General features: G+C 63.6%; 11 protein-coding genes and 5 pseudogenes. 9 read left to right on the top strand and 7 right to left on the bottom strand.

Going from position 1 to position 14096, the window contains the following annotated elements; translation table 11 throughout:
* Positions 1 to 164 precede the first annotated feature (164 nt).
* The 3 genes and pseudogenes from AADR41_RS04815 to AADR41_RS04805 form a co-directional block, all read right to left on the bottom strand.
* Positions 165 to 365: pseudogene (locus AADR41_RS04815) on the bottom strand (aldehyde dehydrogenase family protein); the annotation flags it as partial.
* A gap of 108 nt (positions 366 to 473) precedes the next feature.
* Positions 474 to 818: pseudogene (locus AADR41_RS04810) on the bottom strand (ATP-binding cassette domain-containing protein); the annotation flags it as partial.
* A 181-nt stretch (positions 819 to 999) separates the two neighbouring features.
* A complete protein-coding gene (locus AADR41_RS04805) occupies positions 1000 to 2160 on the bottom strand; it encodes a serine hydrolase domain-containing protein (protein ID WP_342280110.1) in 1161 nt (386 codons plus the stop codon).
* 192 nt (positions 2161 to 2352) lie between these two features.
* Here AADR41_RS04805 and AADR41_RS04800 point away from each other — a divergent pair, with 192 nt between their 5' ends.
* A complete protein-coding gene (locus AADR41_RS04800; RefSeq protein WP_342280109.1) occupies positions 2353 to 2976 on the top strand; it encodes a TetR/AcrR family transcriptional regulator in 624 nt (207 codons plus the stop codon).
* 173 nt (positions 2977 to 3149) lie between these two features.
* Here the strand turns inward: AADR41_RS04800 and AADR41_RS04795 are convergent.
* Positions 3150 to 3449, bottom strand: a pseudogene (locus AADR41_RS04795) (MBL fold metallo-hydrolase); the annotation flags it as partial.
* 175 nt (positions 3450 to 3624) lie between these two features.
* On the opposite strand from AADR41_RS04795, the gene AADR41_RS04790 reads away from it, so the two are divergent.
* Positions 3625 to 4539 (top strand): transposase family protein, encoded by a 915-nt coding sequence (locus AADR41_RS04790; protein WP_342280202.1) that lies wholly within the window; start codon positions 3625 to 3627, stop codon positions 4537 to 4539.
* A 63-nt stretch (positions 4540 to 4602) separates the two neighbouring features.
* Here the strand turns inward: AADR41_RS04790 and AADR41_RS04785 are convergent.
* Together AADR41_RS04785 and AADR41_RS04780 are read right to left on the bottom strand one after the other, a co-directional pair.
* A pseudogene (locus AADR41_RS04785) lies at positions 4603 to 4830 on the bottom strand (phosphotyrosine protein phosphatase); the annotation flags it as partial.
* A gap of 204 nt (positions 4831 to 5034) precedes the next feature.
* Positions 5035 to 5706 (bottom strand): cytosine permease, encoded by a 672-nt coding sequence (locus AADR41_RS04780; RefSeq protein ID WP_342280108.1) that lies wholly within the window; start codon positions 5704 to 5706, stop codon positions 5035 to 5037.
* Between the two features lie 287 nt (positions 5707 to 5993).
* On the opposite strand from AADR41_RS04780, the gene AADR41_RS04775 reads away from it, so the two are divergent.
* The 6 genes from AADR41_RS04775 to AADR41_RS04750 all read left to right on the top strand — a co-directional run bounded on the left by AADR41_RS04775 (position 5994) and on the right by AADR41_RS04750 (position 12967).
* Positions 5994 to 7010, top strand: coding sequence for an isopenicillin N synthase family dioxygenase (locus AADR41_RS04775; RefSeq protein WP_342280107.1), 1017 nt, complete (start codon positions 5994 to 5996; stop codon positions 7008 to 7010).
* A 119-nt stretch (positions 7011 to 7129) separates the two neighbouring features.
* A complete protein-coding gene (locus AADR41_RS04770; RefSeq protein ID WP_342280106.1) occupies positions 7130 to 8422 on the top strand; it encodes a metal-dependent hydrolase family protein in 1293 nt (430 codons plus the stop codon).
* A gap of 155 nt (positions 8423 to 8577) precedes the next feature.
* The gene (locus AADR41_RS04765) at positions 8578 to 9456 is read left to right on the top strand and encodes an ABC transporter ATP-binding protein (RefSeq protein ID WP_342280201.1); all 879 of its coding nucleotides are present in this window, start codon (positions 8578 to 8580) and stop codon (positions 9454 to 9456) included.
* Positions 9457 to 9538: 82 nt separating this feature from the next.
* On the top strand, positions 9539 to 10402 hold the full coding sequence (locus AADR41_RS04760; protein WP_342280105.1) for an ABC transporter permease: 864 nt from the start codon (positions 9539 to 9541) through the stop codon (positions 10400 to 10402).
* A 54-nt stretch (positions 10403 to 10456) separates the two neighbouring features.
* Entirely contained in the window at positions 10457 to 11533 is a 1077-nt protein-coding gene (locus tag AADR41_RS04755; protein ID WP_342280104.1) for an ABC transporter substrate-binding protein, read from the top strand.
* A gap of 111 nt (positions 11534 to 11644) precedes the next feature.
* Positions 11645 to 12967 carry an MmgE/PrpD family protein gene (locus AADR41_RS04750; protein ID WP_342280103.1) on the top strand — a complete coding sequence of 441 codons (1323 nt, stop codon included), beginning with the start codon at positions 11645 to 11647 and terminating at the stop codon, positions 12965 to 12967.
* Here the strand turns inward: AADR41_RS04750 and AADR41_RS04745 are convergent.
* A pseudogene (locus tag AADR41_RS04745) lies at positions 12968 to 13719 on the bottom strand (transposase family protein).
* Between the two features lie 138 nt (positions 13720 to 13857).
* On the opposite strand from AADR41_RS04745, the gene AADR41_RS04740 reads away from it, so the two are divergent.
* A partial coding sequence (locus AADR41_RS04740) for a hypothetical protein (protein ID WP_342280102.1) occupies positions 13858 to 14096 on the top strand: 239 nt, incomplete at its 3' end.

Genomic DNA, 14096 nt, shown 5'->3' with positions numbered 1-14096 from the left:
ACACATCTGGGCCTTTAGAAGTTGACGCTATCTGAAGAACGCCAAGATGATTTCAACGAAGAAGAGACAACCCCAGACCAGCAGGCATACGCCCTCGCGAACCCCCGCTCACACGGTCTCAACCAATCCCGGATATCCCCAGCACACACCACACCCCGTACCTCGTCGCGCAGGGCGGCGATCCGCGCAGCCCGCTCGGCGGGCGCGGTGGCCGCCCAGGCGGGGAGCGCGGCGCGGGCGGCCCGTACCGCGGCGTCGACGTCCTCGGCCCCGCCGGCCGGGACCCGGGCGATGATCTGCTCGTTGGCCGGATCGACCACCGCGATCGTGTCCGTGCCCGCGGCTGTGCGCCACTCGCCGTCGATCTACATACCGTCGTGGGCCTTCATCGCTGTTCCTCCCGGATACGGTTACGGACGAGACCGTCCGCACTTAAACTAGCACTGTTAGTTTATGGGCGCCGGAGACGCCTGTCATGCCAGGGGCCGCCGGCCGAGTTCCCCGTGCTCCGCACTGTGGTTCTCGAGCTGGGTGCGGTACGGCTCCTCGCACCGACCGCCCGCCGTGAGGAGTTCGTCGTGTGTGCCCCGCTCCACGATCTGCCCGTTCTCCACGACCAGGATGAGGTCGGCCGCCCGTACGATGGAGAGCCGGTGGGCGATCACGACCGCGGTGCGTCCGGCGAGCGCCTCGGTGAGTGCCTCCTCGACGGCCGCCTCGGAGGTGTTGTCGAGGTGGGCGGTGGCCTCGTCGAGGATGACGACGCGCTGACGGGCCAGCAGCAGCCGGGCGATGGTCAGGCGCTGGCGTTCGCCGCCCGGTGGCCAGCGGCACGCCCAGCGGCTGCACACCGTCGGTTGGGTGGGGCGGGCTGTTGCTGACGGGTGGTGATGCTGTCGCCGAGCCCGCCGAGCCCGCCGAGCCCGCCGGGCACCGCGTGGAAACCCGCTCCGCCCCGCCCCTCACGCATGCGGCACAGCATCCGCGTTCAATCGCGGGTCAGTGGCTGTGCCGGGCGATCGCGCGCAGGAAAGCGATGGTCTCCTCCTCGCCGCTGACGGCTTCGTCCAGGGACGTCCCGTACAGGCGGCTGGCCGAGAGCTTCACGATGGTGGTCCGGCTGACCGGATCGACGTAGACGAACTGGTTGTAGACGCCGACCGCGCTGAACTCGCCACGGTCTCCCGCCGGGAGCCACCACTGGTAGCCGTAGCCGACCCCATCGGCTTGCTGGCCGCCGACAAGGGGGCGGCCGGGTTGCAGGTGCGGCACGGTCGCGGTGACCGAGTCGCGCACCCACTGTGCGGGCACGATCTGCCGGCCCTGCCACACACCCCCGTTGCGGTACAGCTCGCCGAGCCTGGCGAAGTCGCGGGCGGTCAGGTTGAGCCCCCCGAAGGCGAGTTCCGTCCCGGCGGGGTCCACCAGCCAGTGACCCGCCGACGTCATGCCGAGCGGCTCGCACAGCTTCTCGTGCATGTAGTCGGCCATCGGGCGGCCGGTGGCCCGGGCTATCAGGGCGCCGAGTATCTGGGTCTCACCGGAGTTGTAGCGGCAGACGGTGCCGGGCCCGGTCTCGCGCACCATGCGGGCGACGAAGTCGTCGAGCGTGCCGCCGATGCCCGCCGTCGCGGCGGTGAGCTGATAGATGTCGGAGGCCGGGTCGTTGTAGTCCTCGTTCCACCGGGCGCCGGAGGACATCTGGAGCACGTCCTTGATGGACACACCGTCGTACGCGGAACCGGGCCGCACCGGCACATAGGAGCTGATGGGCTCGTCGATGCCCGTGATGTGCCCCTCGCCGACCGCTATACCGACGAGCGCGGAGACGAAGCTCTTGGCGACCGACATGGACAGCCACTGCACGTCCGGGCCACCGGTCAGGAAGTAGCTCTCGTGTCTGATGACCCCGTCGACGAGCACGAGCACTGCCGACGTGTCGGTGCGGGCCAGGAACTCCTTGGTCACCCGTGCGGTGCCGTCGTAGTCGAAGCTCTCCGGCAGCGGGGCCGCCTCACCGCGTGGCCAGAGGTGAGGGTGTGCGGAGGGGGCCATCTCCCGGGTATCGAGGAGGTCCTTCATCCGGCAGAAGTGCTCATGCTGCGGCGCCCCTGTGAAGAGGCCGAGGTCGACCAGGGTCATGCGCTTGTGATCAGTCATTGCCGTCCTTCGAGTGTGAACGGGGGATCCGGAAGGAGGAGTGGGCAGGCCGACACCACTGCTGGGGTGGGCTCGTCCCGCGGGCCGGAGGGACCCGGCCGCGATACCGAGAAAGTAGCAGTACCACTTGGTTAGGACAACCGAGTGGTACGGTTAAATCTCAATGGACAACAGAGCAGGGGGAAGGCAGTGATGAGTTCTTCCCGCGTCGACGGGCGCGCCCTCCGGTTCCAGCACCGGCGGCCGGAGCTGCTGGCTGCGGCGACCGAGTACATCCTTGAACACGGCGTCACCGGCCTGTCCCTGCGTCCCGTGGCGCAGGCGCTCGGTGTCACCCACGCGACACTGCTACGACACTTCTCCTCGAAGGACGCGCTGCTCCTGGCCGTCGCGGAGAAGGTCCGCACGGATATTGCCGCATGGCTGATGTCGGACGCGGAACTCCGTGAGGCACGCTCGACGGCCGAACTCGTCAGGGCGGTATGGCGCCGGCTGTGCGAACCGCAGGAGCAGCGCCAGTTCCTCCTGCTTTTCGAATTCGTCGGCCATCACGGGGAGAAGTCCGGGGAAGACGAGGAACTCTCCCGGTCGATCGTCCACGACTGGATTGAGATCATCGCCAACAGGCTTGCTGTGGACGGCTGGCCGCCCGAGGACGCCTCTGTTCTGTCCACCCTCGTCCTCGCGCAAGTGCGGGGCCTGCAGCTCGATCTCCTCGTCTCCGGGGACCGCGCACGAGCGGACCGCGCCATCGACTTCGCCGTACGTCTTCTCGACCGCTCCACCCGGGCCGACAGTGCAGACGACCACGGGTAGACAGTCACGTTCCGGCTCCTTTGCCTGACGCCGGCCTGACGACCACGGCCGGCCTGAGCCGGCGGCAGCAGCTCGACCTGACGCAGGCCTACCCGCGGGACCGCGCCGCGATCATCGACCGGTCGGCGGATCGACGCGCCGCTGCTCCTGCGCTGCCGGTCTGCTCGGCAGGGTCAGCCCCGGCAGCCCCAGTCCAGGCGGTCAGCCAGCCCCGTGGCGGTGAAGGCGGCGGCCAGGTCGTCGCGGCCTTCGGTGAAGTGGGCCCAGCTGTCGTAGTGGACGGGCACCACGCGGCGGACACCGAGAAGCTGGGCGGCCTGGGCGCTGTCGAGGACGATGCACTGGCCGTCGAAGAGGACGGGGAAGCGGGGTGCGCCCGCGAAGAGGACGGCGGTGTCCACGGGGCCGAACCGTTCGGCGATCTGCTTGACCAGGTCGAGCGAGGCGTTGTCGCCACTGATGTAGACGGTGGGCGTCGGGCAACAGCACCGAATGCGGATCATCGCCGAGCAGCGCCTCTATCACGAGGAGGACGACGGGGCTGTGCCGTTCTGCCGGAGATCGTTCTCCCAGTGTTTTAACGAGTTGGTGCGTGATAGCGGGTGAGGCGTCGTTGCTGACTGGTGGCATGATCCGGGTGTGGCGATCATGGTCAAGCGGTCGGTTCTCTCGCGTCGAGTGTTCACGGGGATCTCTCGGCGTCATCTCGCCTGCCTGGTCCAGGAGTTGGCCGAACCGTGGCTGGCCGGTGTCGAAGGCCGCCGTCACGCGGCACGTGGCGGGTCCCGGCGGCGGGCAGCTGGTGCGGGCGCCCGGCATCAGCTGGTGTTCATCGACCGGTTGACGGCGACCCTCATTCATCTGCGGCACGACCTGCCGCACGCTGTCCTCGGACTGCTCTACGGTGTGGACCGCTCCACCATCACCCTCGCGATCGGGGAGATACGCACCCTCCTTGCCGAGCGGGGGTGCGCGGTTCCCGACCGCCCTGGCCTGCGTCTTCGGACACTGACTGATGTCTTCGCCTATGCCCAGGCCGAGGGCGTCGAGCTGCGTCTGGACGCCACCGAGATCCAGGTCCGCCGGCCGCCTGCCGGCCGCGGCGGACGACGAGCGTTCGTCTCCGGCAAGAAGAAACTGAACACGATGAAAGCCACCGTCATCGCCGACCAACAGGGCCGCACCTTATGGACCGATGCTCTGCGGCCTGGTCGGATGCATGATGCGACCGCCGCGCGCAACGAAGGCATCGGTATCTGCTTCCAGCACTTTCGCGATGTCGAGGTTCTGCTGGACGACGGCTATCTCGGGCTCCGCCGCGATCACCCCGGCCGGGCCGTCACTCCGCCGAGGAAGGGCAACAAGATCAGCCCGCCCGAGGTCCTTGAAGCCCGTCAGCGAGCCCGACACCGGCACTCCTCGAAACGCATCAGCGTCGAGCACGCCCTCGCCGACCACAAACGCTGGAAACAACTGATCCGCTGGACTCACCGACGCGAGACGCTGCCCGCCACCTACCAGGCCATCGCTGGCCTCCTCTCCGACCGAGCTACTGCAGCCTGAAATCGGCCGCGACCAGGAGAAACACGCCTCACCCGCTATCACGCACCAACTCGTAAGAGAGGTCTTGGCGTCGATCTCGGCAATCGGGCCCTCGATGAGCTTCTTGATCTCGTCGCGGATGGGGCGGACGGCCTCGACGCCCTGGCCGGCCGGGTCGTCGAACTGCCCGTCCAGGTAAGTCTTGCCGGGGAAGATCGGGCAGGCATCGCCGCAGCCCATGGTGGTGCAGTAGTCGGATGCCTGGACAGCCTCGGTGGTGAGCACCTTGGGCTTCTGTTCGGAGATCGCCACCCGCCGCGTCCAGGACGACGGGCGGCGCATCTGCAAACTCGGCGACGCGTCGCCGTCCCCCGGCGCACGCTACCCGCGCGGCCGGGTTCCTGGACTATCAACGCATGTTCGACGCCCTCACGCCCAAAGGGCCCGCTCTTCGGCGGAGAGGTGTGGGCCGGCCGAGGCGATCGTCCGGTGCGGCGGACCACTCGCTCGCTCCACTCACCAGCGCGTCGCGCCGCGCTTCACCGACCGCTTCATCAGCACCGCATACAGCACCGACGACACCACCAGCCCCGCGGGCAGCGAGAGGTCGACGCCGTCGAGGTGCTTCGCGACCGGGCCCGTCCAGAACACGGTGTCGACGCAGAGCAGCGCCGCGAAGGTTCCCGCGATCAGGGCGAGCATCCCGGCGGCGTTGAACCCGCCCCGGTACCAGAACCGGCTTCCCGGCGCCTGGTCACAGAGCTCGGGACCGTCATAGCGGTTGCGGCGCAGGACGATGTCGGTCGCGCAGACGGCCATCGCCGGGCCGAGCAGGCAGATCATCAGGACGAGCACGTTGTTGACGGTGTCGAGGAAGTTCGAGATGAGCAGCGCACCGAGCGAGGTGAAGAGCACGGTCGGGATGAACACGCCGGCGGAGGTCCAGCCGGCGACGGCGAGCGGGGACGTGGAGCGGGGCAGGTAGCGGGCGAAGTCGGCGCTGTTGTTGTAGGACAGCGGCGCGGAGGCGTTCAAGGCGATGCCCGCGGACAGGGCGGCCCAGAGCGCGACGCCGTAGGGCGTCTGCGGCTTGTAGCTCCAGTCGGTGTGGCGCAGGACGGCGTAGCCGACGACGGCAAACGCGGCGAAGAGCGCGGCGCTCATCGGGCCGTCGAGCCGCAGGATCATGCCGTGTCCGTAGACGCTGACGACGAGTGTGGCGGCGGCGATGACGACGACGAGGACGATCTTGACCGGGGTGCTCGCGTGCAGCCCGGCGCGCTCGATCAGGTCGAACGCCGCCAGGGCGGCTGCTGCGAGCGATGGAGTCCCCGCCGACGTACATGCCGAAGTGCTTCTGTCCAGTGAGCAGACAACTGTTGACAGGCAGTCGCGGGGGCTGGGACAGTCTGGGCCAGCACACCGAGCAGGTCACCAAGGACCTGTCCCGGGCCGCGAGGAGATAGGGACGGAAGATGCAGAAGAGACGGCAGCTGGCCAGGGACGACGTACGGGCCTCGGTTGCGGAGATTCCACTGATCGACTTCTCCGGCTTTCTCGATGGCGATGCGCACAGCCGCCAGCAGGTTGCGGACCAGATTGGTCTCGCTTGCCGAACGGCGGGATTCTTCTACTTGGTCAATCATGGAATTTCTGCCGACACAAGCGCGTCGGCCTTTGACTGCATGCATTGGATGTTTGCGCTGGACGCTGACGAGAAGCAGAAGCTCCGTCGCACCTCGAAGTCGCCACGCGGCTATTACCACGCGTCGGAGGTCTACACCAATGCGAGTAGCGTGACGCGTGAGTCATTCGTCATCATGGCCGACCCCGATGCTGGAGAGATCGCGCGTCACGATGGCCATGCCGCATTTGGATCCAACCGGTGGCCGGCGGGCCGGACTGACGTGGCCGCAAATCTCATGGCGTATTTCTCGGCCGCCTCTTCCGTGTCAAACCAGTTGATCGAGGCCTTCGCTGCGACCTTGCATCTCCCAGTTGACCGCATCCAGGGAAATTACCAGCGACCTTTGTCTAACCTGCAATTGAACCACTACCCGGGGCAGCCTTCGAACGGCAACAAGCCAATCGGTCTTCCGCCCCATCGAGACACCGGGGGTTTCACGCTCCTGATGACGGATGACATCGCTGGGCTGCAAGTGAAGGGCCCAGAAGATCAGTGGATCGATGCTCCCGTGGTCCCTGGATCGTTGATCGTCAACGTCGCAAATATGCTAGAGATGCAAACTAACGGAGTCTTCAAATCCGTCGTTCATCGCGTCGTGAACAGAGGCAGCGAAACGAGGTACTCGCTTCCATTCTTCGTTAATCCAGGATGGTCGGCCAGGATCTTTCCCGAGCCTGAATTCATCACTGACGAGAACCCGTCGCGCTACTCGTCCCCCTTGGAATTTGGCCCGTGGTACTATAATATACTTTATGGGTCGAAATCTAACGACCGGGCGGACATCGAAACCGAGATCCTGACGTAATTCGGCTCCCGGTGGACCCTACTTCGGGTCAGCCTCTTACGGCACCGCGGCAAATCTGCCGAAAATCCCCAGCAGGGATCTCTATTCACTACGTTTGACAGCAGGAAAGGTCGAACTCCATGTCCAGGTTGGCGGCGAGCTCATCGCTAAGACTCGAACAGGCAACCCTGATTGACGGCACGGGCGCTGCGCCTATCCCGGACGCCGTCATCATTGCTAATAGTGATGGCATCATTGAGTACGCGGGGGCGGCCGCCACAGCGCCACCGCGCGATGGTTCAACGCAGGTCATTCAAGCGCCTGACTGCACGGTCTTGCCTGGGTTCATCGATTGCCATGTCCACCTCTGCATGCCTCCAGACCGTTCCGGCGTCGCCGATCGGATTTTCGGTGACCCAGCTGCATCAATGCTTCGATCCACGCGATGGCTTCGCACGACCCTGGATGCTGGCATCACCACAGTGCGCGACCTGGGCGGCCTTCCAGCGGGTTTTCGCACTGTTGTCGAGGAGGGCTACGTCGAAGGCCCCCGCCTACAGGTTGCAGTCCGTGTCCTAGGGCACACGGGCGGTCACTTCGACTTCAAGATGCTGAGCGGCTACGACCTCGCAAAGGGACTCGTCGAAATTGTCGACACCGTTGATGAAGCGCGACTTGCCGCGCGAGTAGTCATCCGGGAAGGAGCCGACGTCATCAAGGTGGCGTCGAGCGGAGGCATGGGCAGCCCGAGCGACAGTCCGCATGATGAGGGTCTCTACGAACATGAGATGGCGGCGATCGTCGAGGAAGCGCGTCGTCATGGAGATATCCCCGTGGCCTCACACGCACAGGGTCTGGCTGGCATCCGCGCCGCTATCAAAGCCCAAGTGACATCCATCGAACATGGCTATTTCATTGACGACGAGTGTTGCGACCTTCTGGGCGAACGTGGCGGATTTCTTGTCCCTACCCTCTCGACCATGTATGGGGGCCTGGACAAGTCACGCCTTGAGCCCTGGCACTACGAGAAGAAGCTCAGGTGGGTCGAAGAAAGCAAGGAGAACATTGCAGCCGCGATCCAGCGCGGCGTGCAGATCGCACTCGGTACAGATGCACCTCTAGCGCCCCATGGAACAAATCTGGAGGAACTCGCTCACCTCGTGGAGCTCGGCATGCGTCCCATCGACGCGATCACCGCAGGAACCCTCAACGCGGCGCGACTGCTTCGAATCGACCACGAACTCGGGACCCTCGAACGAGGCAAGCTTGCGGACTTGGTCGTCTGTTCCGGAGATCCACTCGCTGACATCACCGTCCTGAGCAAACCAAGCAACATCATGCTCGTCGCGCAGCAAGGAGTTATCCGGCGTAATAGCTTGCCAGACCTCCCGAACGGTCCGACGGGGCGATTCGACACAGAGGGCGGAGCATAAATGATCACGCGAGTATCAGCTCGTATCAGCCCGTCAGCGGGACGATCTGAGTCCCATTCTCGCTCGCACGCATCGATGAACGAGCGCCAACGTCTGGGATCTCTGGGCCGAGTGCGGACCCGGTCAACGCGCCGGAAGAAGGGATTTTACGCGTGATGAAGAATATAGGCAAAGAAACATACCCACCGCGATTCGCGGGTGCTACGGCTAATGAAACCGCGCGCGTTGCCGGCGACTCCACAACACCTGATTCAGGACTTATTCATATCGACAGCGTAAGTCAAGTGTTCGTGAAGGATGATCGCCAGAGAGTCGAAGTCCTGGACTCGGTCTCCCTTACTGTGAGCCGTGGGGAGTTTATTGCCATCGTCGGTCCCAGCGGCTGTGGGAAGTCGTCACTACTGAACCTCGTATCGGGACTGATATCTCCGACTCAGGGGACCATTCTTTACGACGGTCAGCCGATAGACGGCGTGAACCATAAAGTCGGGTACATGACGCAACACGAGAGCCTACTCCCGTGGCAGAAAGTGCGGGCGAACATCGAGCTCGCCCTCCGTATCAAAGGTGTGCCACGCGCCGAGCGCGCGAGGGCTGTCGACGACTGGCTTGATCTCGTGGGCCTCAGCGGCTTCGGCGACCACTATCCCGCAGAGCTATCGGGGGGAATGCGGCGCCGAACAGCCCTCGCTCGAACGCTGATCTACGGGCCCGAGACTGTTCTGATGGACGAGCCGTTCGGCGCCCTTGATGCGCAGCTCCGTCTGATCCTGCAAGCGGAGTTGCTGAGACTGCGAGATATCGGCCAGCAGACGTACCTCTTCGTCACGCACGATCTCGAGGAGGCGATCTCGATTGCTGATCGCGTCATCGTGATGTCCGCGAGACCGGCCCGGATCAAGCACATCCAAGAAATACCGTTTGGAAAATCACGAGACATTGTTGGTATCCGACACAGTCGCGAATTTGGCGAGATATTTGCGCACCTGTGGCAGCTGCTCAAGCAAGATCTGCACATGGGTAGTGAAAATTGAAATCGACGCGATACGCCGGCTGCATGCAGGCCAATGTAGCAATCTCTAGTCCCGGGATATACGGCCGAAAGGTTGTGTTGTAGTGAGTGCGCAACTCGAAGTAGCGAGAGATAGCGTGAATGGTTCGCGTCGAGCCCGTATCGAGCGAGTCGCATCGCATGTGTCGCGTTCGATACATCGAGGGTGGAAGCTCGCGGCGGCGCGGGTAGCGCTTGTTGCGCTGCTTCTCGTCGCCTGGCAGGTCGTGTCGACCGCGGGCGACCTCACCTTCTATCTCTCCACGCCAGGAAAGGTGCTGTCCAGGCTGGAGCAGTGGCTGTCTGATGGGACCATACAGTACAACCTCAGGTACACACTTCGAGAGACACTCATGGGCTTCGCGCTAGGCGCGAGTCTTGGCCTCACTATCGGATTGATTCTCGGGCTCAAGCCGTTCATCGCGCGTACGGTCGAGCCCGTCATCATCGGGCTTTACAGCATACCGATCATCGCCTTGGCGCCTCTCTTCGTCGTTTGGTTCGGAATCGGCATGGGCATGAAGGTCGCTTTGGCGTCGGTTATCGTGCTGTTTCTCACGATGTTCAACACGATTTCGGGCGTTTCCAATGTGGATCAGGAACTGCTGGACGTGCTTCGATTGATGGGCGCGGGAAGGACCAGGACGCTCCGCGAGGTGATTCTTCCCTCTGCACTGACGTCCATCTTCATCGGATTGCGTACTTCGGTTCCGTACGCTCTGATCGGTGCAGTGACGGGTGAAATCCTCACGTCGAATCGAGGCGTTGGCTTTCTCATCATGCAGTCGTCGAACCAACTTGACACAGCTGGCGTGTTCGCGGCGATTCTGATTCTTTCAGTCGTCGGCACAGCCATCTACATGATCCTCCGCGCATCGGAAGGCCGTCTTCTTCGATGGAAGCGCGCGGGCCACACGCCCCTGCAGTAGTCAGCACTCAGTGGTGTTTGCCTCAACAATGTCGATCTGAAAGGATTCCACGAAATGCAGAAGTATCGTCATCGGAGAAGTTTGCTGATCGGCTCCGGCGCGATGGCGCTGTCCTTGGCCGTCGCAGCGTGTTCCGGCTCGGGGGGTGATACTAGCGGTGCGCGAGACTCAGGTTCCGGGACGCACGCAAAGATCGGCCTGGCTGGATCGTCTCTCCTGTATGGCACCATCTATCAGGCTGAGGAAGGGGCTTTCGCCAAGAACGGTGTCAATGCGGAACTCGTGGCGGAGAGCACACCTGCGGTGACGCTGTCGAGTGTATTGAACGGTGATGTTGACTTCGGCGTCGGCACGATGACTGATGTCATCAACGCCAATGCTAAGGGTCAGCAGGTGCAAGCGGTTGCAGGTCTCCTCACCGGGTTTCCTAATGTTTTCGTATTGAACCCAAAGGTTGCCGAAAGGTCAGGAGTCGATGCGTCGGCACCGCTGGATGAGCGGCTCAAGGCGCTCAAGGGACTGACGATCGGGGTTCCTGGTCAGGCTGGTGGTGCGGTTGAGACGGTGCTCAACCAGATGCTGGAATCCGCTGGGTTGGACCCGGGCAAGGACGTGACCTTCTACTACGCGCAGACGCCTGCGACGCTGCTCACTGCCGTTCAGACCGGCCGCGTGGACGCGGGCATGGCGGCGCCGCCGCAATCTGATGAGATCATCAGGGGCGGGAAGGGTGTCGCCTGGTTGGATTTCATCCGCGGTGACTACCCGCCCGTGGCGAATATGCTGTACGGCGTCATCTACGCCAAGAAGTCTTTCATCGCGTCGCACCCGGCGATTGTGCAGTCAGTCGTCAATTCTTTCGGGGACGCAGAGAAATCAATGCACACCAACAGTGACGATGCGCAGAAGGCGGTCAGGGCTCACTTTACCCAGATGGACCCCTCGCTTTACGCTCATGCATACGAATTCGTCAGCGGTGCCTACCCGGCTGATCCGTCGATGTCGACCTCGGGTTATGCTGTGACTCTTAAGGTCATGAATTCGACGACCCCCTCTCCGAAGCTCACGGTCGACTATTCGGCTGCAGTTGACAACTTGTTCGCCGAGAAGTACAACGGGAATTCCAAGTAGATGCGTCTTCCTGCGCTGCGTCCACGGTGGGATGACGGTCGTGTGCTCGAGAGTTGCCTTCAAGGTGAGGACAAAGCCATTAGGTCGGCGCGATATGCCGTTGAGCGACTCGTGAATTGGGCCTCGAGGACCACATATAGCGAGCTTCCTGCTGACGTTCGTAGTTACGGCAAGGCAATCGTGCTGGATACGGTTGCTGCCATCGTGTGCGGCCGAGCAGCCGCCGAGGTTCGGGAACTGAGTGCGGATCTTCTCGGACCGAGGTCGGCCGGCGCAGATTCCAGCCAATGGCGTCGGTTGCCCGAGTCGGACTCGGCTTTCCTCCTCGGACTAGCTGCATCATGGCTGGATATCGACGAGACGCACTTCGAGGCGCGTCAGCATGTCGCTGCCCATGTGCTCCCGGCGTCGTTGGTTGCCTCTCGTTCTTTTGCGGCAAGCGGTGCAGACCTGCTCAGGGCCTTCATTGTCGCGTATGAAGTCAGCGCACGGCTCGGGCGTGCGACTGATCTACGGCGAGACGTGATGCACTCAAGCGGCACCCATGGCACGATCGGCGCTGCTGTCGCTGCCGCTCTGCTATCGGGGCGCTCCGAGGGGGAGATTGTCGAGACGGTGAACGTCGCGAGCGCGATGACGGTGGCATCGTCCATCCGAACAGCGGCCGTCGGCGCCACCTCGCGCAATACGTACGCCGCTCAAGCTGCTAGGAATGGTGTTCTCGCGCCACGACTGGTTGCTGCTGGAGTACGCGGCGACCCGGACGGGCTCATGGCGGTGTTCGGAAGTGTATCTGGGACGAGGTTTCGCCCGGACGCGCTATGTTCTGATATCGCCACGCGGTACTTGCTGCTCGCTAATTTTGTCAAGCGGTATGCGGCGTGTGCCGAGGCGCACCCGGCGATTTTGGCGGCCGAGCAGGCGATGGCCGGCTATCATTCCCGCGACCTTAGGTCCGTCGAAGTGCGGATAGAGCCGTCGGCGGCGAAGGTGCTGGGTGCTCCCAACGTAGCTACCGACCTTGCTGCGCACTTTTCGCTCCCGTTCCTTGTCGCCGCTAGACTTCGCGGATTTGGGCTTGAGGCGATCGACGCCGCGGTGCGCAGTGATCCCAAAGTTCTTTCACTGATGGACAGTGTCATTGTTGTAGGTGACGAAGGCTCTCATGCTGACGAGAGTACCCTGTCCGCTTCCGTGAGTATTAAATTGAGTTCTGGGCGGACTGTTGCGGGATCCTCCAATATTGACTGTCTTCGACGGCTGGGCGTCATGGGTGAAACCGACATCAGGGACAAATTCATAGCGGCGACCTCCCCGATCATCGGTGCATTGGAGGCCCAGCAGATGATGGAATTCGTCATGTCGCTCGAAGATCAGGTTGATCTTTCTCCGCTGTACCGATTGGTTTTCGATCATGAGCCTTTTCCATCTTGATCAGGTGGCGAGTTCGAGTGCGACGACGGCACGGACGACGGCGGTGATCCGGGTGGTGCTGCAGCAGAGCTTCCTCAGGAGGCGCCGGCATTTGAGGGTGGCCATGGCGCGTTCGCCGAGACTGCGGATCTTGGCGTGATCGCGGTTGTGACGACGACGCCAGCCGCGCAGGTTCTTGCCCCGGAACGGGACCCGGACAGCAGGGCCTGCGCCCTGATACGCCTTGCCGGCCCAGCACTTGACGTCATCAGCAGCGAGAGCGGCGGGAATGCCGTGGGTCCGGGCCGCGGTCAGACCGTGCACGGCTCCGGGTAGCACGTCCGAGGCCCAGATCAGACGGCCGGCTGGATCCGTGAGGACCTGCACGTTCATCCGTGGTGCTTCTTCTTCCCCGAGTAGTACGGCCTGTCGGCGACGATGCGGTCGATTGGCAGCACGGTGCCGTCGAGGATCACGTACGCCTTCTTCCGCACCGTCGTCATGGCCTGTTCCAGCGTGGGCGCGAGAGCGGCCAGGAGGTCGAGGGCCTCGCGTATGTACCGGTGGACCGTCGCGATCCCGACGCGGAAACCTGCTGCGAGGCGGGCGTAGGTGTCGCCGCAGCGCAGGCGGGCCAGGACGAGCACGGCCTGCCGGCCACAGGTCAGGCGCCGCCACCGGGAGCCGATCCGACTTCGGTGGCCTGCGAGGAGACCGGATAGGTGCTGCAGAGTGCGGCTGGAGAGATCGATACCGGACGGGTAAACAAGCACGCGTAAGCTCCTGGCAGACGGGTGATCTTGGTCGAAAACCCATCTACCAGAGGCTTCACCCCGTTGTCAGCCCAACGGCGTACTGCTGATGCAGGTTGAAGAGGCTCAATGTCACTGCCGTGCTGTTCACTTGGCCGCATGGACGCCTCCTCTCTGCGCGCCCGTCTGAACGACGCCTGGCGCGCGCCCGAATTGCACTGCCCGCTGCCCACCCATGGGGCAGGGCATGTCTGTGTGCCCAGTGACGCGGAGGATCTGGCCGCGTTGGAGCGCATCGCTGCGGACGTGATCGACGGGGCGAGTCTGCCCGTACGTGCGTGGGTCGTGGCGGGTAAGGCGGCAGGGGTGCCCGACGGTCCGCTGGTGGGCGGGGAGGG

It is taken from the genome of Streptomyces sp. CLV115, assembly GCF_038448545.1.
Classification (GTDB): domain Bacteria; phylum Actinomycetota; class Actinomycetes; order Streptomycetales; family Streptomycetaceae; genus Streptomyces; species Streptomyces sanglieri.
The sequence above is the reverse complement of the archived record's forward strand: the minus strand, read 5'-3'. Positions and strand labels throughout refer to the sequence as shown.